This is a genomic window from Pseudomonas frigoris, assembly GCF_047758635.1.
GTDB lineage: Bacteria > Pseudomonadota > Gammaproteobacteria > Pseudomonadales > Pseudomonadaceae > Aquipseudomonas > Aquipseudomonas frigoris.
Window position 1 is genome coordinate 4,440,917 of record NZ_CP180479.1, and the last position, 23,213, is coordinate 4,464,129.

General features: G+C 64.2%; 2 protein-coding genes. Both read left to right on the forward strand.

The window, feature by feature from the left end:
* Positions 1-33: 33 nt before the first annotated feature.
* Complete coding sequence (locus ACMXYH_RS20305) at positions 34-13,992, forward strand: non-ribosomal peptide synthase/polyketide synthase (RefSeq protein ID WP_415764670.1); 13,959 nt, start codon at positions 34-36, stop codon at positions 13,990-13,992.
* A gap of 87 nt (positions 13,993-14,079) precedes the next feature.
* Positions 14,080-23,184, forward strand: coding sequence for an amino acid adenylation domain-containing protein (locus ACMXYH_RS20310; RefSeq protein WP_415764671.1), 9,105 nt, complete (start codon positions 14,080-14,082; stop codon positions 23,182-23,184).
* Positions 23,185-23,213: the final 29 nt, after the last annotated feature.

The following is a 23,213-nucleotide window of genomic DNA, read 5'->3' on the forward strand; positions in this document are numbered from 1 at the left end:
CGCCGTTGCCCCTTTTTTTGCAGGACGCTTTCAATGACCACCGAAAAAACCACCACCAATCCGATTGAAGACATCTACCCGCTGTCGCCGTTGCAGCAAGGGATGCTGTTCCACTCCCTGCTGCACGAAGATTCCGGCGTGTACCTGATGCAGGATCGCTACCGCATCGGCGGTGCCATTGATGAAGTGGCGTTCCTTGAGTCCTGGCGCCAGGTGGTGGCGCTGCACCCGTCTCTGCGCGCCAGTTTTCAGTGGAAAACCCAGAAACAACCGGTGCAAGTGATCCACCGCGACGTCAAGGTGCCGCTGGACACCCTTGACCTGCGCGGACTCGCCCCGCACGAACAGGAAGCGCGGATCCGCACGTTGTTGGAAGACGAGCAGAAAGTCGGCTTCAACCTGTCGAAGCCGCCGCTGATTCGCTTCCGCCTGGTGCGACTGGCCGATGAATCCTACGAATTCATTCGCAGCTTCCACCACATCCTGATGGACGCCTGGTGCATTTCCCTGGTGACCGTGGACTTCCTCAAAGTCTATGAAGCGCTGTGCAACGACCGCACCCCGGAGCTCAAGAGCCCGCGACCGTTTCGCGATTACATCCAGTGGCTGCAACGTCAGGACGCCGGCAAGGCCGAGCAGTTCTGGCGCGGCCAGTTGCAAGGCCTCAATGCACCGACGCCACTGACCGTGGACAACGGCGTGGCCCGCGACCGCTACACCGACGCGGTGCTGGTGGACGATCAGCTGATTCACCTGACCGAAACGGAAACCCAGGCGCTGGCGGCGTTCTGCCGTAGCCGCCGGATCACGCCGAACACCTTCTTCCAAGGCGTTTGGTCGCTGTTGCTGTCACGTTACAGCGGTCAACGGGACGTGCTGTTCGGCGTCACCGTCGCCGGTCGTCCGGCGGAGCTGACCGGGGTGGCCGAGATGATCGGTCTGTTCATCAACACCTTGCCGCTGCAGGTGTCGGTGGACCCGCAGGTGTCGCTGGGCAGTTGGCTGAGCGCGCTGCAAGGGCTGAACGTCGACATGCGCGACTTTGAGCACACGCCCCTGACCGACATTCAAGGCTGGAGCGATTTCCCCCGGGGCGAAACCCTGTTCGACAGCATCCTGGTATTCGAAAACGCCCCGATCGACGAGCAGATTCTGGAAGGTGGTTTCCAGTTCAGCCTCGAAGGCATGGACCACAGCGTGCACACCCACTATGGCTTGACCGTGGTGATCCTGCCCGGCGAGCAGCTAGGCATTCGGGTGTCCTACGACCGCGAGCGTTTCGAGGCACTGACCGTGCAGCGCTTGCTGGGCCACATCGCCAGCCTGGTGCGCGGCATGCTTGCCGCACCGGATGCGCTGCTGGGCAGTTTCGAACTGCTGGCCGCTGATGAGCGTCAGCAACTGCTGGGTGAGTGGGCGGTCAACCCGCACGACTTCCCGCTGGATCAAAGTTACGCCGAACTGTTTGCCGCGCAGGTCGCCCAACGCGGCGGGCAGATTGCTGCGACCTGCGACGGTGAATCCCTGACCTACGACGAGCTGGATCGGCGCGCCACGCGCCTGGCCCACGCATTGCGCGAGGCTGGTGCCGTTGAAGATCAACTGGTCGCGCTGGTGGCCCCTCGTGGCCTGGCGCTGTTGACGATGATGATTGCCGTGTTCAAGGTCGGCGCCGCGATGCTGCCGCTTGAAGTCAATCACCCGCCCGAGCGCCTGCGGGAAATCCTCAGCCTGTCCCGCGCACCGTTGCTGGTGGCCAGCGAAGATTGCAGCGGTCTGGTCGATCAGTTGCTCAGCGGCCTCGATCAGGCACCAAACGCGCTGCTCGCCGAAGCCTGCTGGAAGTCCGGCAGCGATGCGCCGCTGCCGTTGCTCGGTGGCCCGGACAGCCTGGCCTACGTGCTGTTCACCTCGGGTTCGACCGGTACGCCCAAAGGCGTGATGATCGAACAACGAGGCATGCTCAATAACATCTTCGGCAAAGTGCCGGCCCTGGGGCTGAATGCCGAAGACCGGATTGCGCAGACCGCTTCGGTGGCCTTCGACATTTCGGTGTGGCAATTCCTCGCTGCGCCGGTATTGGGTGCCACGGTGCAGATCCTGCCGGACGAGGTGGCGCACGACCCGCAGCGTCTGCTGCAAGTACTCGCCAGCGACCGCCTGAGCGTGCTGGAAATTGTCCCGAGCCTGATGCGCACGCTGCTTGCGCTGTGCCCGTGCGACCTGCAATTGCCCGACCTGCGCTGGGTGCTGCCCACCGGTGAAGCCCTGCCGCCGACCGTGGCCCGGGACTGGTTTGCACGCTTCCCCGACATTGCCTTGATGAACGCCTACGGTCCGGCCGAATGCGCCGACGACGTGGCCTTCCAGCCAATCTTCGAAGCGCCGGACGCCAACGTCAGCCACATGCCCATCGGCCAACCAACCGCCAACAACTGCTTGTACGTGCTGGACGAAGCCCTGCGGCCAGTGCCGGTGGGCGTTGCCGGGGAAATCTGTGTCGGTGGCGTCGGCGTCGGTCGTGGCTACCTGCACGATCCGCAGCGCACCGCTGACGCGTTCATCGACCACCCTCAGCTTGAAGGTCGCGTGTACCGCACCGGCGACCTGGGGCGCTGGCGCGCCGATGGCGTGATCGAATACCTCGGCCGACGCGACCAGCAGGTCAAGCTGCGCGGACACCGCATCGAACTGACCGAAATCGAACACCGTCTGGCCCAGCACCCAAACGTGCGCGAAGCCGCCGTGCTGCTGCGCGAAAACACTGTTGGCGAAGCCTGGCTCGTGGCCTATTGGTCGGCCCACGACGACACCTTGGGCAGCGAGGGGCTCAACGAACACCTGCGCGCGCAACTGCCGCCGTACATGGTGCCGGCCGCGTTCGTGTGCCTGGAGCGCTTGCCCCTCAACAACAACGGTAAGGTCGATCGCAAGGCCCTGGCCGCCCAGGAACTGAACTGGCAGGCCGATACCCAGGAAAGCATCGCCCCACGCAACGAGCTGGAAACCGCCGTGGCGAAGATCTGGGCTGAGGTTCTGGGTCGCGACACGGTCGGCGTGGAAGACAACTTCTTCTCCCTCGGCGGCCACTCGCTGCTGGCCACCCAGATCGTTGCGCGCTTGCGCACCCATTTCAAACTCGACCTGCCGTTGCGGGTGCTGTTCGAACAACCGACGGTGGCGCTGCTGGCTGTCGCCATCGCTGCGCGTCAGGCTGACGCTGCCGCACCGCAAGCCGCCGCGATCAGCGTGCCTAAAGCCCAGGTGCGCCCGGCGCTACTGCCGCTGTCGTTCTCGCAACAGCGCCTGTGGTTCATCGAGCAACTGACGCCCGGCACGACGCTGTTCAACATTCCGTTCGCCCTGCACCTCAAAGGTGAACTCAACGTCGCGGCGCTGCACGCCAGCCTGAATGACTTGCTGGTGCGTCATGAAATCCTGCGCACCGGCATCCGCAGCACCGACGGCGTGCCCAGCCAGCACATCAGCAAATCGCTGAACATTGCGTTGCCGTTCGATGATTTGTCGGGTCTGGGTGCCACCGCACGCGCAGGGGCACAGTTCAATGCCCTGCAAGAAACCTTTGAGCAACCGTTCGACCTGACCTCGCCGCCGTTGCTGCGTGCTCGACTGCTACGTGTGGCACCGGGTGAACATGTGCTGGGCATCGCCCTGCATCACCTGGTCTCGGACGCGTGGTCGGCGACCATCGCCCTGCGCGAGCTGGCCTTGGGTTACGAAGCCCGTTGCAACGGTGCACCCGCCCAACTGCCGGCCTTGCCGGTGCAATACGCCGACTTCGCCCTGTGGCAGCGCGAACACCTGCAAGGCACCGAACTCAAGCGTCAACTCGATTACTGGACCACCACGCTGGATCGTCGCAACAGCGAAGGCAGTCCGTTGCTGGCCTTACCCACCGACTATCCGCGGCCTTCGGTGCAAACCTACCGCGCCGGCATCGTGCAGCGTGAACTCAGTGCCGAGCTCAGCGGCCGGGTGCAAGCCTTCGCCAGTCGCCTGGGCACCACACCGTTCACCGTATTGTTCGCCGGTTTCGCTGTGCTGATGCACCGTTTGAGTGGCGATGCCACGGTGCTGATCGGCACCCCGGTCACCCACCGCGAACAACCGGGCACCGAAGGCCTGCTCGGCATTTTGCTGAACAACCTGGCCATCCGTGCCGACTTTGAACCACAAGCGGATTTCACCGCACTGGTGGGCCAGGTGGCCAAACGTCTGCGCGAGGGCTTGCAGCATCAAGACCTGCCGTTCGAGCAACTGGTTGACAGCCTGCAACTGCCACGCAGCCTCAGCCATGCGCCGCTGTATCAAGTGATGGTCGCGCAGCAATTGGCCATGGAATCGCGTTTGCGCTTCCCGGGGCTGGAGTTCGAAGCCCTCGACACCCCGCTCAAGCAGTCCGAATGCGATCTGGATTTGCATGTGCTGTGCCCGGCTAATGCGCCGATTCAGCTGGAGCTGATGTTCGCCCTCGACCTGTTCGCCGCCGACAGCGCCCGTCAGACCCTCGCCCGCCTGGAGCACTTGCTCGAGCAAATGCTCGCCGAACCGCAACGCCCGGTGGCCGCCCTGCCGCTGCTGATGGCGGCGGAATGGCAGCGCACCGTGGTCGAGTGGAACCGCACCGAGATGGAGGTGCCGCAGCACCTGACCTTCGCCCAGCTGTTTGAACAGCAGGCCGAGCGCACCCCGGATCGCGATGCGTTGTGCTTCGAAGGTCGTAGCCTGAGCTACAGCGAACTGAACCGTCGGGCCAATCAGGTGGCGCATTACCTGCGTGGTCGCGGCGTGGTCGCCAATCGCCCGGTGGCGCTGTGTGTCGAGCGTTCGCTGGAATTGTTGGTCGGCCTGCTGGGCATTCTCAAAGCGGGTGGCGCCTACGTGCCGCTGGACCCGACCTACCCGGTGGATCGTCTGGCGTACATGCTTGAAGACGCGCAACCCGCGTTGTTCCTCGGCCAGCTGGGCTTGCTGGAACAGCTGGGTTCCGAACTGCCGCGTCTGCGCCTGGACACCGACGCAGCCCTGTTCGCCGATCAGCCGGACGGCAACCTCATGCCGCTGGCCGGTCCCGATGACCTGGCCTACATCATGTACACCTCCGGCTCGACCGGTAAGCCCAAGGGAACACTGGTCACCAACGGCTCGGTGGTCAACCTGGCCTGGGCGCGCATTCATGGCTTGTATCGCCGCTATACCGATCAGCCGATGCGCACCAGTTTCAACTACTCGTTTGCCTTCGACAGTTCGGTGGCCGAGCTCATCTTGCTGCTCGACGGTCACAGTCTGTACCTGACCCCGGAAGACGTGCGCTACGACCCCGAGGCCCTGGCGCAGTTTTTCCGTGAAACCCGCCTGGAAGCCTTCGAATGCACCCCGGCACAGCTCAAGGCCTTGCTCGAAAGCGACGGCGTGCGCCGCGGCGAAGTGTATTTGCCGCGCTTCGTGCTGTTTGGTGGTGACGCGGTGGATGCACAGCTTTGGCAGCGTCTGCCATCGATTGCCGGCAGCCGATTCTTCAACACCTACGGCCCGACCGAATGCACCGTTGATGCGACCGGTTGCGCCGTCGACGATTACCCGCAGCGTCCGATCATCGGGCGGCCGATAGCCAACGTGCGCACTTACGTGCTCGATGCCTTCCTCAACCCGATGCCGGTCGGCGTGCCGGGAGAACTGCACATCGGCGGTGCCGGCGTCACCCTGGGCTACCTCAACCGTGCCGAACAGACCGCGAAGGTGTTCATCGAAGACCCGTTCTCGCCGCTGGCGGGTGCACGGATGTACAAGTCCGGCGACCTGGTGCGTTGGCTGCCCGACGGTCAGCTCGAATACCTGGGGCGCATGGACCATCAGGTGAAAATCCGTGGTTTCCGCGTCGAGCTGGGTGAAATCGAAGCCTTGATCGGCGCCCAACCGGGTGTGCGTCAGGCGGTGGTGCTGGCCCGTGAAGACGTGCCCGGCGACAAGCGTCTGGTGGCTTACGTCACCTGCGACCAGCAGGCCGACATCAACGCCTGGCGCAAAACCATCGGCGCCGCCCTGCCCGACTACATGGTGCCGTCAGCGTTTGTGCTGCTCGATGAGTTGCCGCTGACCGACAACGGCAAACTCAACCGCAAGGCCCTGCCTGCCCCGGACATTCAGGCTGAACCCGACGCCCAGGACCCGCCGCGCACCGTCGCCGAACAGCAACTCGCCACTCTGTGGTCCGAGCTGCTGAACGTGCCGCTGACCCAGATCGGCCGTGACAGTCACTTCTTCTACCTCGGCGGTCATTCGTTGCTGGCGGCGGTGCTGTTTGCCCGTCTGCGCCAACAGTTCGCCACGGTTCCGCCGCTGCGTGCGGTGTTTGAACATTCGGCCCTTGACGCGCTGGCCGCCCTGTTGGGTGAGCCGCTGCAAGCCCCCGAGGCGACATTCACCCCGGTCGCACGTCCCGCCCGTTTGCCGTTGTCGTTCGAACAGCAACGCTTGTGGTTCCTCGAACAATTGAGTGCTGGCGGTGGCGAATACAACGTGGTCAGCGCCGTGCAGTTCGACGGCGAGCTGAACACCCAGGCCTTGCAGTCGGCCCTGAACAGCGTGGTTCAACGCCACGAAATCCTGCGCAGCCGCATTGTGCGTGAGACCAATGGCGAGTTGGCGCTGATCATCGAACCACAGGTCAACCTCACCTTGCGCGTGGCGGCACTGGACGCGGCCACCGACGACATCTGGCAACAGCTGACCGACGAGGCCATCCACGCCGAAACCGGGCACCGTTTCGACCTTGCCAGCCAAGTGCCGATCCGCGCCACGCTGATACAGCGCAACGGCCGCGCCCAGGCGTTGCTGTTGCTGACTGTGCATCACTGCGCCACCGACGATGCCTCCAGCCAGAACCTGCTGGATGAACTGGCACAGTTCTACACCGCCCAGTGCCAGAACAGCGTCGCCACACTGCCGAACCTGGCGCTGCAATACCCGGATTACGCGCTGTGGCAGCGTGAGTCAGGGCAGCAGGCGTTGTTCCGCAGTCAATTGGAGTACTGGCGCACGCAACTGGAAGACGGCAATTATCTGTTGGACCTGCCCACCGAACAGGGGCGGCCAAACCAGCTCGACCCGGTTGCCGGCGCGGTACAACTGCAACTGCCGCCAGAACTAGTGGGACGCTTGCGGCAGTTCGCCCAGCAACGCGGCGCCACCCTGTACATGTTGATGCTCAGTGCGGCGCAGTTGTTGTTGGGACGTTACGCCAACCAGCGCGACGTGCGGGTCGGCAGCCCGGTCGCCCAGCGTCCGCTGGCTGAGTTGCAGCCGCTGATCGGTTGCTTCGTCAACACCCTGGTGATGCGCGCCGACCTCGATCCGGCGCTGGATTTCGAAGGCTTGCTGAGCCAGGTGCGCAATAACGTATTGGACGCGCAGCAGCATCAGGACGTGCCGTTCGATCAGGTCGTTGAACACCTGGCGCCGGAGCGTAGCCTCGCTCAGACGCCGTTGTTCCAGGTGTTGTTCGTGATGCAGAACGCCGACTCGTCGGCCAGCCACTGGCCACAATTGCAGGTGCGCGAACGAGCGGTAACCGCCCAGGCGACCAAGTTCGACCTGAACTGGGAAGTGCATGACGGTGAGGTGCTGTCAGTGTTGCTGGAATACCGTGCCTCGCTGTTCAGCGAAACCACGGCCCGACGCTGGATGGCGCAATGGCAACAACTGCTCGAAACAATGCTCGATGCTCCCCAGGCCCGCCTCGGTGACTGGTCACCGTTGACGGTGCCAGAACGTCAACGGCAACTGGTCGAGTGGAACGCTACCGAGCGTGACTACAGCGGCCCGGCCAACCTGCACACGGCGCTGAGCCAACAAGCCGCCCTGAGTCCCAACGCCCCGGCGCTGGTGTTCGAAGGCCAGCACCTGAGTTATGCCGAGCTGGATCAGCGCGCGCAAACCGTTGCCCGGGCCTTGCGCGCCGCCGGCATCGGCAGCGGCGCCATCGTTCCGGTGTGCATGGAGCGCTCCGTGGAAATGGTCGTGGCCTTGCTCGGTATCGTACATGCCGGCGCGGCGTGGTTGCCGCTGGATCCGGAATTGCCGGCTGCGCGTTTGGCGTTCCTGATTGCGGATGCCGACGCCCAGGTCACCTTGACTCAACCGCAGTGGCTGGCGCGTCTGCCGGCCGGGCACAACGCCTGGACGCTAGATGCTTTGCCAAAGGCTGAAGTTGGTGAACCAATCAGTGTCAGCGCCAACGACTTGGCTTATGTGCTTTACACCTCCGGTTCCACCGGCCAACCGAAAGGCGTGATGAACGAACACGGCGCCTTGATGAACCGTCTGCACTGGATGCAGGACGCCTTCCCGATTGGCCCGAACGACCGTGTCTTGCAGAAAACCCCGTACAACTTCGACGTGTCGGTGTGGGAGTTCTTCTGGCCGCTGATCACTGGCGCCACGCTGGTGGTCGCCCGTCCGGACGGCCATCGCGACCCGGCGTACCTCAGCCAATTGATCCAGCAAGAACAGGTCACCACCCTGCACTTCGTGCCATCGATGCTGCGCGCCTTTGTCGAAGAGCCAAGCCTGGTCAACTGCCGCAGTCTGCGTCAGGTGTTTGCCAGCGGCGAAGCGCTGCCGGTGGATCTGGTGCGGCGTTTCATGACGCAACACCCGGCGGCGCTGGTCAACCTTTATGGTCCGACCGAAGCGGCCATTGACGTGTCGGTATGGCGTTGCTCGGTGGACGACCTGATCGTGCCGATCGGCCAACCGATCGCCAACCTGCGCCTGTATATCCTCGACGAGGCCCTGCAGCCGCTGCCGATTGGCAGCATCGGCGAGTTGTACATCGGCGGGGTCGGCGTCGCTCGCGGTTACCTGAAACGTCCGGACCTGACCGAGGAACGTTTCCTCGCCAGCCCGTTCATTGACGGCGATCGTCTGTACCGCACCGGCGACCGTTGCCGCTTCCTTGCCGATGGCAACATCGAGTACCTCGGGCGTCTCGACCATCAGGTGAAACTGCGCGGTCAGCGGATCGAACTGGGAGAAATCGACGCCGAACTGCTGGCGCAAGCCGGCGTTCGCGACGCTGCCACGCTGTTGCTTGATCAGCGTCTGGTGAGCTTCTGGTGCGGTGACGCCGAAGAAGCTGCACTGCGCGCAGCATTGAGCGACAGCCTGCCCTCGCACATGCTGCCAAGCCTCTTGGTGCAACTCGACAGCCTGCCACTCAACAGCAACGGCAAGCTCGACCGCAAGACACTGACCGCCTTGTCATTGCCTGAAACCAAAAGCGACCAGCCACGCAGAACACCGCGCAACGCCACAGAAACGGTGCTTTGCGAGTTGTTCAGCGAAGTGCTGGAATGCCCGTCGGTGGGGATCGACGATCACTTCTTCCATCTCGGCGGCCACTCCTTGCTGGCCACCCGTTTGGTCGCTCGGGTCCGTGAACGCCTCGGCGCCACTCTGCCGCTGGCGCTGGTATTCGCCCAACCGACGGTGGCGGCTTTGGCCGGTCATCTGCGAGCGGCGATGCCCGGCGAACTGATCACCGCACAACCGCGCCCGGCGCAACTGCCGCTGGGTTTGGCCCAGCAGCGTTTCTGGATGCTCAGCCGTCTGGTGCCGGATTCCCGCGAATACCACATGCCGTTCGCCCTGACCTTGCGCGGCGACCTTAAAGTTCAGGCCTTGCGTGACGCGTTCGAGCAGGTCAGCGAGCGCCATCTGGTGCTGCGCAGCCGCATCATCGAAGTCCAGGGCGAGCCGCAGTTGCTGATCGACGATCAGGGCCCGGCGCTCGCGGTCACTTCGGTCACCACACAGGACTGGGTAGCGGCTTGCACCAATGCTCAGGCTGAATTGATGATGCCGTTCGATCTGGCCACCGCCGCACCTTGGCGTGCGCACCTGCTGCAACGTCAGGACAGCGACGAAAGCCTGTTGCTGGTTTGCCTGCACCACAGCGCCACCGACGGTTGGGCGATGCAATTGCTGATCGATGAACTGGCCCAGGCCTACAGCGCCGCCCTGCACGGGCAGTCGCCGGCCTGGACCGCGCTGGACGTCGACTATGTCGATTTCGCCCTGTGGCAACAGCACCCGGACACCCAGGCTCGCCGCAGTGACAGCCTGGATTACTGGAAAAACCACCTCGGCCAGAACGACTACCAACTCGACCTGCCGCTTGACCATCCACGCGGTGCCGAGGCGGATCGTCGCGCCCGGCAACTGACTGTCAGCCTCGGTGCCCAGCGGGCTGAAGCGATCCGTCAGTTCGCCCGTCAACGCGGCACCACCACCTATGTCGTGCTGACCACGGCCCTGAGCGCCTTGCTTGCGCGCTATAGCGGTCAGCGTGATATTCGCCTCGGCACCCCGGCCGATCAACGGGATCAGCCGCAAACCCAGGCGCTGCTGGCGTGTCTGGTGAATACGCTGGTGATCCGCAGCGAAGTCGACCAACAGGCCCCGGCCGAGCAGTTGCTCGCCAGCCTTGAAGCCGATCTGCGCGCGGCCCAGGCCCATGCCGACCTGCCGTTCGCCACCTTGGTCGGCGCCGTGGCCCAGCGCCGCGACCTGAACCGTACGCCGCTGTTCCAGGTGATGTTCTCCCTCAACCATGGCCGCATGGACAGCAGCCAATGGCCGGGTCTGAACATCGAAGAGCAGAGACTGCCGGTGATCGATGCCAAGTTCGAACAGAGCTGGGAAGTCCAGGACGACGGTAGCGACATGACCCTCGCGCTGGAGTACCAATCGGCGCTGTTTGACGAGTCGACGATGCAGCGCTGGAGCACGCAATGGTGTGCCCTGCTGGACGCGCTGGTGGCAACGCCGGCACGGACACCGGTCGAACTGTTCCCGCAACAACAGGATCAGCAGCAACTGGATCGCTGGAATGCGACCGAACGTCATTACGGCGGCCCGACCAACCTGCACACGGCCTTGAGCCAACAAGCCGCCCTGAGTCCCAACGCCCCGGCGCTGGTGTTCGAAGGCCAACGCCTGAGTTACGCCGAGCTCGATCAGCGTGCGCAAACCGTCGCCCGGGCCTTGCGTGCTGCCGGCATCGGCAGCGGCGCCATCGTTCCGGTGTGCATGGAGCGCTCCGTGGAGATGGTCGTGGCGTTGCTCGGTATCGTGCATGCCGGTGCTGCGTGGTTGCCGCTGGATCCGGAGTTGCCAGCTACGCGTTTGGCGTTCCTGATTTCGGATGCCGACGCCCAGGTCACCTTGACTCAACCGCAGTGGCTGGCGCGTCTGCCGGCCGGGCACAACGCCTGGACGCTAGATGCTTTGCCAAAGGCTGAAGTTGGTGAACCAATCAGTGTCAGCGCCAACGACTTGGCTTATGTGCTTTACACCTCCGGTTCCACCGGCCAACCGAAAGGCGTGATGAACGAACACGGCGCCTTGATGAACCGTCTGCACTGGATGCAGGACGCCTTCCCGATTGGCCCGAACGACCGTGTCTTGCAGAAAACCCCGTACAACTTCGACGTGTCGGTGTGGGAGTTCTTCTGGCCGCTGATCACTGGCGCCACGCTGGTGGTCGCCCGTCCGGACGGCCATCGCGACCCGGCGTACCTCAGCCAATTGATCCAGCAAGAACAGGTCACCACCCTGCACTTCGTGCCCTCGATGCTGCGCGCCTTTGTCGAAGAGCCAAGCCTGGTCAACTGCCGCAGTCTGCGTCAGGTGTTTGCCAGCGGCGAAGCGCTGCCGGTGGATCTGGTGCGGCGTTTCATGACGCAACACCCGGCGGCGCTGGTCAACCTCTACGGCCCGACCGAAGCGGCCATTGACGTCTCGGTATGGCGTTGCTCGGTGGACGATGTGATCGTGCCGATCGGCAAACCGATCGCCAACCTGCGCCTGTATATCCTCGACGAGGCCCTGCAGCCGCTGCCCATCGGCAGCATCGGCGAGTTGTACATCGGCGGTGTCGGCGTGGCTCGCGGTTACCTGAAACGGCCGGACCTGACCGAGGAACGCTTCCTCACCAGCCCGTTCATTGACGGTGATCGCCTGTACCGCACCGGCGACCGTTGCCGCTTCCTTGCCGATGGCAACATCGAGTACCTCGGGCGTCTCGACCATCAGGTGAAACTGCGCGGTCAGCGGATCGAACTGGGGGAAATCGATGCAGCGCTGCTGAACCAGCCTGCCATTACCGGTGCCTGCACCCTGGTAATCGACAACCGCTTGGTGGCGTTCTACAGCAGCAGCGCAACGCAATCGGAGCTGGGCGCCCTACTCACCGCCGAATTGCCGTCCTACATGGTGCCAGCGGTATGGGTCGAAGTACCGGCCCTGCCTCTGACCACCAACGGCAAGATCGACCGCAAGGCCTTGGCCGCCCTGCCATTGCCATTGCCATTGCCATTGCCATTGCCACAGACTCAGGAAGACTACGCCTCACCGCGCAACGAACTGGAAACCCTGCTCTGCCAGTTGTTCGGCGAACTGCTCGGCGAAACCTTGACCGGCGGCCGCGAGGTCGGTACTTCTGACAGCTTCTTCGCCCTGGGTGGTGACTCGATTCTCGGTTTGAAGCTGATCTCGCGACTGCGTGAACAGGGTTACTCGCTCACGCCAAAAGACCTGTTCCGCTCGCCGACCCCGGCGGCGCTGGCTCAGGTGGCCAGCCCGCTACTGACCCTGGCCGAACAAGGTGACGTGACCGGCGCGATGCCGCTGATGCCGTTGCATCAGTGGTTCTTCGATCAACAACAGCCGCAGGCAGCGCACTGGAACCAGTCGGTGCTGGCCGACAGCGACCGTCGTCTGCTGCCGGACCTCGTGCAGGCGACATTGGACCGACTGATCGCCCACCACGATGCTTTACGCCTGCGCTTCACCGAGGTTGACGGGCAATGGCAGGCGCATATCGCGCCGGTTGAGCCTGCACAATTGACGTGCTGCGAACATCTGGGGCAACTGCAACAGATCGCGCAAAACCTGGACCTGCAACACGGCCCGCTGTTCGCCGCTGCGTTGCTGGAAGGCGAGCCGCAACGTTTGTATCTGGTCGCGCATCACCTGGTCGTCGACGCGGTGTCGTGGACGCCGTTGCTGGAAGATTTCCAGCAGCTGTATCAAGGGCTGGAACGTGGCGAGAAGCCGAGTCTGCCGGCGAAAACCACGTCCTACCGTCAATGGGCCGAGCACCTGCACGCCCATGCCGCCACGGTCGGCACCGAACACCGCTACTGGAGCGCTCAGACCACCGCGAACCTCTCGCCGGTGGCCACGGTCGCCGAGCGGCAGACGTTGTCGGCCCGTTGGGACGCCGCCCGTACCCATCAATGGCTGACCGAGTCCCATGCCGCCTACCGCACACAACCGGAGGAACTGCTGATCGCCGCCCTCGCCGCCACCCTGGCGGAAGCCGAAAGCCGCGCCGACATCGTGGTGGATCTGGAGCGTCATGGTCGCGATGCGCCGTTCGAAGGCCTGGATGTCAGCCGCACCGTCGGTTGGTTCACCACCCTGTACCCGTTGCGCGTGAACGCAAGCGGTGCCCCCGGCGATCGGGTGCGCAACGCCAAGGAAGCCTTGCGCGCCGTGCCGGGTCAGGGCCTCGGCCACGGGTTGCTGCGTCAGCGCGGCGAGTTGCCGCCGGCCCGTGGCGATGTGTTGTTCAACTACCTGGGGCATGAGCAAACGCCACAGGGCTGGTTGCGCGCCAGCACTCTGACCCCACCGCCGGAAGTGGCGTTTGCCAACCGGGTGACCCACGGCCGTGAAGTGGTGGCCTGGCTGGAAGACGGTGTGCTGCGTGTCGAATGGCACAGCGTCACCCCGAGCGCCGACAGCCGCTTGCCCGGCCGCTTGCTGGAACACCTGCAAGCGCTGGTCGGGCATTGCCTCGACCCGCAGGCCGGGGCGCTGATGCCGTCGGACTTCCCGCTGGCCAAAGGCATGAACCAGGCGACCCTCGACACCTTGCTCAAACGCCTGGGGCCGAAGAAGTGAGCCCCGTCATCGCCCTGAATTTGACTTCGGAGTGCGCCGCTCGCGGCGCACGTGCCTCTACGTTTTTCTGGATTGAACACTGCTGCCATGCATGACCAAATCGAAAACATCTATTCGCTGACGCCCCTGCAAAAAGGTCTGCTGTACCACGAGGCCTATGCGCCGGAATCCCGGGTTTATTACCAACAAATGAGCATCGGCCTGGCCGGTGACCTCGATCTCGGCGCTTTCCGTCAGGCCTGGCTGGCCCTGATGCAGCGCCACGCGGTGTTGCGCACGGCATTCCTCTGGGAAGAGCTGGATGACGCCTACCAGGTCATCATCAAGGAAGTCGATCTGCCGCTGCGCGAAGTCGACTTGCGCGGTAACCCGCAAGCGCTGGCAGCCCTGGCGGCGGAAGATCACGCACAAGCGTTCGAACTGGGCGCCGCACCGCTGATGCGCCTGACCCTGGCGCGTCTGGACGATCAAAACGGTCAACCTCATTGGTCGTTACTGTGGACCCACCATCATTTGCTGCTCGACGGCTGGAGCGTCGGCTCGCTGCTGGCGGACTGGCGCGATCTGTATCGAGCGGCCCGTCGCGGGCAAAACGCGGTGCTGGAAGCGGTGCGACCGTTCCAGGATTACGTGGCTTACCTCAGCGAACGCCCATCCGCCGATGAGTTCTGGCGCAGCCGCCTGGCGGACTTCGCCAACACCACCCGCGTGCCCGAGTCGGACCCGCGCGGTCTGCTCGCCGACCCGGTGGAGGCGCACCTGCCCTGCGCCGAACATCTGCATGTGCTGGATGCGGCAACGACCGCTCGCCTTATCGGCTTCGCCCGAGATAACAACCTGACCGTCAACACCTTGCTGCAAGCGGCTTACGCTTACCTGCTGGGCCGCCACAACAGTAGCGACGAGGCCTTGATCGGCGTCACCGTGGCCGGGCGTCCACAGCGCCTGAGCGGCGTCGAGCGCATGGTCGGTCTTTTCATCAATACCTTGCCGTTGCGGGTTCGCTGGGACGATGCGCCGACTGTTGGCAAATGGCTGGCGGGCATCCAGGACTGGAACGCCGAAATGCGCGAACACGAACACACACCGCTGGCCAGTCTGCGGGCATTGACCGCGCTGCCGCCGGGTGGCGAGCTGTTCGAAGCGATCATGGTGTTTGAAAACTTCCCGTTCCCACGGGAGCTGGATCAGATCGACGATGGCCTCGTCGGACTGCCGGACGCCGAACACACCGCGCCTTCGCGCCACACCGGCGGGCGCAACAACTATCCGATGTCGCTGATCGCGTCGATGGAAGGCGACAGCTTGCACCTGCATCTGGTGCATCAGCGCAAACGCTTGTCCGATGCTGCCGGTGCCCGCCTGCTGGAGCAATTGGTGGTGCTGCTCGAAGAACTGAGCCGCGACGCCGATCGACCGCTGGCCGACGTGCCGCTGTGCCCGGCGCAGGAACTGAGCCTGACTCGGACCTGGGGCAACGGCGCGACCCTCGAATTGCCTGATACTCCGCTGCACGAACTGATCGCCGCCCAGGCTCGCCGCCATCCCGAACGTGAAGCCGTGCGCGACACCCATGGCGCCTTGAGCTACGGCGAACTGCTTGAAGCCTCGACCGGGCTGGCTAATGCCTTGCGCCAGCGCGGCCTGCAACACGGTGATCGCGTGGCGCTGGCCCTACCACGCTGCAACGACGCGGTGGTCGCGCTGTTGGCGGTGATGCAGGCCGGCGGTTGCTTCCTGCCGCTGGACCTGGGTCAGCCAGCCTCGCGCCTGAGTGCACTGATGGCCAGTGCCGACGTCGACTTCATCATCGGCATGCCGACCTTCGATACCGCCGCGGCGCAAGTGATCGAGGCCTCGGCCCGCGCCACCGGCATCGACCTGCCAGCGGTAGATCAACAGGCCTGCGCCTATGTGATTTACACCTCTGGCTCCACCGGCACGCCAAAAGGCGTACGCCTGTCCCACCGTGCCATCGTCGCCTATGTCAGTGGCATTCTTGCAGAGCTGGGTTGCGCCGAGCCGGAACAACCGTGGCGCCATGCGTTGCTGTCGACCCTGGCGGCGGACCTCGGTTACACCCAGTTGTTCGGTGCGCTGGTCAGCGGTGGCTGCCTGCTGTTGGTGGACGACGACACCCGCGCCGACCCGAATGCCCTGGCGCAGTGCTTTGCCGAATTTGCCCCGGACTTGGTCAAGCTCACGCCCAACCACCTGCACGGTCTGCTCGCCGCTCACCCCGACGCCGGCCTGCTCCCGCGCCGTGCCTTGTTGCTCGGTGGCGAAGCGCTGCAAGGCTCGCTGCTGGACACTATCCGCGCGCTGCGCCCGGAACTCGCGGTCTACAACCACTACGGCCCGACCGAAAGCGCCGTGGGCATTTGCCTGTCGCGCATCGACCATCCACTGGCCGGCGTACAACCGCTGGGCCATCCGCAACCGAACCGGCAACTGCGGGTACTCGACAGCCACGGTCACGCCGTGCCGGTTGGTGTGCCGGGGGAACTGTGGGTCGGCGGCGAAGGACTGGCCCTCGACTACCTGGGCGATCCTGCACAAACCGCCGCACGTTTCACCGCCGTCGCCGACCTGCCCCGCGCCTACCGTACCGGCGACCGTGTACGCTGGCTCGAATCCGGCGAACTGGCGTTCCTCGGGCGCGTCGACAACCAGATCAAACTACGCGGCTACCGCATTGAACTGGGCGAAGTCGAAGCGCAAATCAAACGCCTGTCGCGCAATATCCAGCAAGTGCTGGTCCGTGTCGTGCAACCGGCCAACGAAACACCGCGCCTGATCGCCTGGCTGGTGGCCAGCACCTCGATGTCCGCGGACAAACTACGTTATGACCTGGCCCTGCGCGTGCCGGACTACATGGTGCCGGCGGACTTCATCGCCCTGGATGCCATCCCGCTGAACGCCAACGGCAAACCGGACATCGCCCGCCTGCCATTGCCCGACGCCCCAACCAGCCAGGACAACTACGAAGCCCCGCGCGATGCCGTGGAAATCGCCTTCGCCGAAATCTGGCAGGATGTGTTGCGGGTCGAGCGTGTGGGTATTCACGACAACTTCTTCGCCCTGGGCGGCGATTCGATTCTTAACCTGCAAATCATCGCGCGCGCCCACCAGCGCGGCATGAAGCTGACGCCCAAGCAGTTGTTCGAAAACCGCACCATCGCCGAAATTTCTGCGGTCATCAGTCAAGGCGCAAACTACAGCCGTGATACGTCCAGCGCTGCGCGCAATGTACCGCTGACACCGGGTCAGCATGCCCGCCTCGAAGCCGGCCCATTGGCGGCGGACTGGCGTTGCGTGGCGCTGAATGCGCCGATCAGCCTCGAAGTGTTGAACCGCGCCGTATTGGCCCTGCAACAGCAACACCGTGCGCTGCAACTGGGCCTGGCCCGGCAGGCTGACGGCACTTGGGCGCAAACCCTGCCCGCCACGCCTAAACCGGTCAGCGCCAGCCGTCAGCCACTGAACATCGACGATTCGAACGCACTCAACGAACTGGCCGAAACCACCCTGGCCACGCTGGATCACGCTGCTGGCGAAGGCTGGCACGCTTGTCTTTCGGAACAGGGCGACGCCGTGCTGTTGGTGAGCCATACACTGCGTCTGGACGCTGCCTCTTGGGCGTTGCTGATGACGGACCTGGCGCTGGCCGTGGCTCAGGCGCAATACGATCGTGCGATCGAACTGCCGCGTCACGGTGGGCACCTGGATGAATGGGCCGAGCATCAGAAAAACTACGCCAGCGATGAGGACGGGCTGGAATCGGCCTGGGAATACTGGCTGCAATACGCCGGTGAAACCCTGCCATCGACCCCGCAGCAGAACAACGTGGCGACTGAAACCCGCGTGCAGATTTCGGCGCCACTGAGCGCTCGTCTGAACCTGCTGCAACGCCGCAGCCACGCACCGTGGGCATCGCTGGTGGCCACCGCTATCGCTGCGGAACTGGCGCAACAAAGTGCCGAACAAAACGTCTGGCTAACCCTGGATCGCGGTCGCTGCGAGCGCGCACGTTTGCCGCTCACCAGTCCTTTGAGCCGTACCGACTTCAACCCGGCCATGGTAATCGGCGCGCTGAGCCACGCCGTTCCCCTGCGTCTGAGCGTGACACCCGGCGCCAGCGCCGCGCAGTTGCTCGCGCAGGTCGATGCGCAACTGGCCGCCGCCCCGCACACCGGTGACGACTACGGTGTGCTGCGTTACCTGGCCGACAACGACTACTTGCGCGAACCGCTGCTGAGCCTGCCGCAGCCGACCGTGCATATCGTCATGGCCGGCGAATGGCAGGCTCCTGAAGGGCCGTTGGGCGAGGTCATCGCCGCCAGCGCGCCAATCGATGCCACCGGGCTGACCCTGTCCGTCAGCCTGCAACACGGTCAACTGCAAATCGATTGCCGTGGCCCAGGCGCCGAACACTGGGCCGAGGCGCTGGAACAGCGTCTAAACCAGTTGGCCGCCGACGCCGAGCAAGCCATCCCGGGCGCCCACGCGTTCCCGCTGTGCCGTGCTGCCGGCCACGACCTCACCGCCCTGGGTGCGAACTTTGACTGGGCCGGTATCGACGACTTGCTACCTCTGTCGCCGATGCAGGAAGGCATGTTGCTGCACACCCTGCTGCGTCCCAACAGCGGCATTTACCTGATGCAGCAACGTTATCGCTGGGATGGCGAACTGGATCGCAGCGCCATCGAATACGCCTGGGCACAACAACTGGCCCGGCACCCGATGCTGCGAACCGGTTTCTGGTGGCAGGACGGCAAGGCGGCGCTGCAATGTGTCTACCACGACACCGACCCGGCATTCGCCTGGTACGACTGGCGTCACCTCGACGAAGCGACCCGCCAGCGCCAACTGGATGCCGTGCTGGACGCCGAATGCCGGCAGGGTTTCGACATGCGCCGTCCGCCGCTGACCTTCCTTCGGATATTCCAGGTGGCCGATCAGGAGTTCCTGATCGTGCGCAGTTTCCACCACATCCTGACCGACGCCTGGTGCTTCGGCCTGTTGATGGCGGACCTGATCGCCCACTACCAGGCACGGGTGCTCGGCCAGCCTGCGGCCCGTCCGCTGCTGCCGTCGTTCAGCAACTACATCCATTGGCTGCAATGCCAGGATACGTCCATCACCGAACAATTCTGGACCCGCGAACTGGCCGGTTTCAGCGCACCGACGCCGTTGGTCGTGGATCGCCCGGCCGTGACCGAGCAAGCGGTCGAAGCGGTGGCCAACCTGGACGTCACCCTGTCAATTGCCGACACCCGCGCATTGACCGCGTTGTGCCAACAGCACCAGCTCACACCAAACACCTGGATTCAGGGCGCCTGGGCCTTGCTGCTGTCCCGTTACAGCGGCAGCGACGACGTGTTGTTCGGCGTCACGGTGTCGGGACGTCCGACCGATTTGCCGGGCGTGGAAGATATCGTCGGACTGTTCATCAACAGCCTGCCGCTGCGGGTCAAGGTTGACGACTCGCAAACTGTGGTGCCGTGGCTGCAAGCGCTGTTCGCCCACAATTTCGAGTTGCGCGCTTACGAGCATGCGCCGCTGGTGGACATTCAACGCTGGAGTGAGATCGAGCACGGTCGCTCGCTGTTCGACAGCCTGGTGGTGTTCGAAAACGCACCCTTCGACGCCGGTCTGTCGGATCGTCAGGTCGACTTCAACGTCGACATCTACGAAGACCGTGTGCACACCAACTACCCGATGACCGTGGTGCTCTACCCTGGCGACCGCCTGGGCATTCGCCTGACCTACGACGCCGCACGTTTCGACACCGATACCGTGCAGCGCATGCTCGGCCACCTGCGTCAGTTGCTCACGCAGATGGTCGCCCAGCCTGACGCGCCACTGGCAACGCTGTCGCTGCTGACGCCGGACGAACGCCAGACCCTGTTGGTGGACTGGAACCGCAGTGAACTCGACTTCCCGCTGGATCAAACCTACGCCGAGCTGTTCGCCCGGCAAGTGGCGGAGGATCCGCAGCGCATCGCTGCCGTGTGTGGCGCCGACAGCCTGAGCTACGCCGAACTGGATCAGCGCTCGAATCGCCTCGCGCGTGCGCTGATCGAAACCGGCGCCGGTCGCGACACGCTGGTGGCTCTGGCCGCCGAACGTGGGCTGCCATTGCTGAGCATGATGATCGCCGTGCTCAAGGCTGGTGCGGCCTATCTGCCGCTGGACATCAAGCATCCGCCACAGCGCCTGAGCGAAATCCTCGAACTGTCCGGCGCGAAGATTCTGATGACCAGCGAAAGTGCCGACTCGGTCATCGACCCGGCACTGGCCGCCAGCTCCGCGACCCCGAGTCGCCTGCGCACCGAAGCCCTGTGGCTGGCGGGCGATGCAACGCCACTTAACGTGGCGGGCAGCCCTGATGATCTGGCCTATGTAATCTTCACCTCAGGCTCCACCGGCACGCCGAAAGGGGCCATGGTCGAACAACGGGGCATGCTCAACAACATCTTCGGCAAGGTGCCGACGCTGGGCCTGTCGAGCGCGGACCGGATTGCCCAGACCGCCTCCCCGGCGTTCGACATTTCGGTCTGGCAGTTCCTCGCCGCACCGATCCTCGGCGCTACCGTGCATATCCTGCCGGACGTGCTCGCCCACGATCCCGAGCGCCTGTTGGAAGCACTGGAGAACCAACAACTGTCGGTGCTCGAAGCCGTACCGACGATGATCCGCGCCCTGCTCGACCTCGGCCGCACCAACACGCAACTGTCTGCGCTGCGTTGGCTGCTGCCGACCGGCGAAGCCCTACCACCGGCGCTGGCCCAGGCCTGGCTGAGTCGCTTTGCCCATGTGCCGTTGATGAACGCCTATGGCCCGGCGGAGTGCTCGGACGATGTGGCCTTCCACCCGCTGACCAGCGTGCCGAGCGAAAGAGGCAACGCCATGCCGATTGGCCGGCCAACCGCCAACAACCACCTGTACCTGATGGACGCGGCACTGCGTCCGGTGCCGGTGGGCGTACCGGGGGAAATCTGCGTCGGTGGTGTCGGTGTCGGTCGTGGCTACCTGAACGATCCGGAGAAAACCCAGGCCGCGTTCGTGGCGCACCCGTTCGAACCCGGCGCGCGTTTCTATCGCACCGGTGACCTGGGGCGCTGGCGTGCGGACGGGGTGATCGAGTTCCTCGGTCGCCGCGACCAACAGGTGAAGATCCGTGGGCACCGCATCGAACTGGGGGAAATCGAAGATCACCTGGGTCGTCATCCCGCCGTACAAGCGGTGGCCGTGATCGTCAACGCTGACCATCGTGGCGACCTGCAACTGGTCGCCTACTGGACCGGCGACGACACCCCGGTGGCCGAACTGCGCGAATGGCTGAGCCAACGCCTGCCGTCGTACATGGTGCCGGCGCATTGGCAACAACTGGAAGCGTTGCCGCAGAACGCCAACGGCAAGGTCGACCGCAAAGGGTTGACGGCTCGAACGCTGGACAACAACGACCTGAGCGAACAACGACAGCTGAGCAGCGACACCGAACAGCAACTGGGCGCGATCTGGGCGCAGATACTCAACGTGGCAGCAATCGGTGCCGACGACAACTTCTTCGCCCTCGGCGGACACTCGTTGCTGGCAACGCTGGTGGTCTCGCGGATTCGCAGCCAACTCGCGGTGGACCTGCCGTTGCGTGCGGTATTCGATCACCCGGTGCTGGAAAACCTGGCCCGCACCATCGACAGCGCTCGCTTGCAGGCGGCACCTTTGGCCCTGCCCGCGATCACCGCGGCAGACCGTTCGCAACCGCTGCCGTTGTCGTTTGCCCAACAGCGGTTGTGGTTCCTTGAGCAGCTGAACCCTGGCTCCAGCGGTTTCAACATTCCGTTCGCCCTGACCTTGACCGGGGCGCTGAATGTCGAAGCCTTGCGCCTGGCGTTCGAACAACTGATCGCCCGCCATGAAGTGTTGCGCAGCACCGTGCACAGCGATCATGGCGAACCGTGGCAGCGGATCGAAGCAGCGCAGGCGTTTACCTTGCCGGTCACCGACCTGCAACATGTCCCGGCGCACGAACAGGAGCCGGCCATCCAGGCGCAATTGGCCGAGGTCTTCGGCCAACCGTTCGACCTGACGCAGGCGCCATTGATTCGTGCGCGGTTACTGCAACTGGACGCGCAGACTCATGTGCTGGCCATCGCCATGCATCACATTGCGGTGGACGCCTGGTCCATTGCACAACTGGTGGACCAACTGGCCACGGACTACATCGGTTTCGGCAGCGCCGCTGCTCGCATCGACACCCCGGCCCTGCAATACGCCGACTTCGCCGTGTGGCAACGCACGCACCTGCCGGGCCCGGTCTGGCAACAACAAATGGCCTACTGGCGCCAGCAGTTGCAAGCCAGCCCGGCGCCGCTGTTGTTGCCGGGCGCTCAGACCCGTGAGCACGGTGGTTGCGCGCGTCATCGCAGTCGCCTGCCGGCGTCTTTGGCTCGGGCCATCGGCGACTTGGCGACGGCTCGCGAGGCCTCGCCGTTCATGCTGCTGCACAGCGCGCTAAACGTGTTGCTGCATCAGCAAACCGGACGCGAAGACCTGCTGGTCGGCACCGACATCGCCAACCGTCATCAACAACAGACCGAAGACATGGTCGGCTTCTTCGTCAACCAGTTGGTATTGCGCTGCCGCGTCATGCCGCAGCAGACGTTCGACCAGTTGCTGAGCGATGCCCGCCGCGTGGCGCTGGATGCCTTTGCCCATCAGGACTTGCCGTTCGACGCCCTGGTGGCCGACCTGCTGCCGCAGCGGGATGCGCGCTATACGCCGTTCTTCCAGGTCAAACTGGTGGTGCAGAACACCCGTCAGCAGGACCTGCATTTGCCGGGTCTGGCGATCAGCGAGCGGGAACTGGAGCCGCAAGCTTCGGATGTGGACCTGCTGATCAACGTCGTGGATGACGGCGAAGGCCTGCTGGTGGTGTACGACTACGACACCGGGCGTTACGCCAGTGCCTACATCGAACTGCTCGACAGCCTGTTCGTCTGCTTGCTGGAGCAGCTCGTGCTGAACGCTGACACCAGCGTCGCCCAGTTGCTGCTGCCACTCAACCAACTGCAACAGACCCGCCGCGACCAGGCTCAAGCCGCGCTGCGTGAAGCCGGCAGCGCGCGTCAGAGCACCCTGGGCCAGGCCCGTCGCCGCAGCGTCGTGAAGGATACCGAACAATGATTGCCTTCGGCCCGTCGACCCTCGCGCTC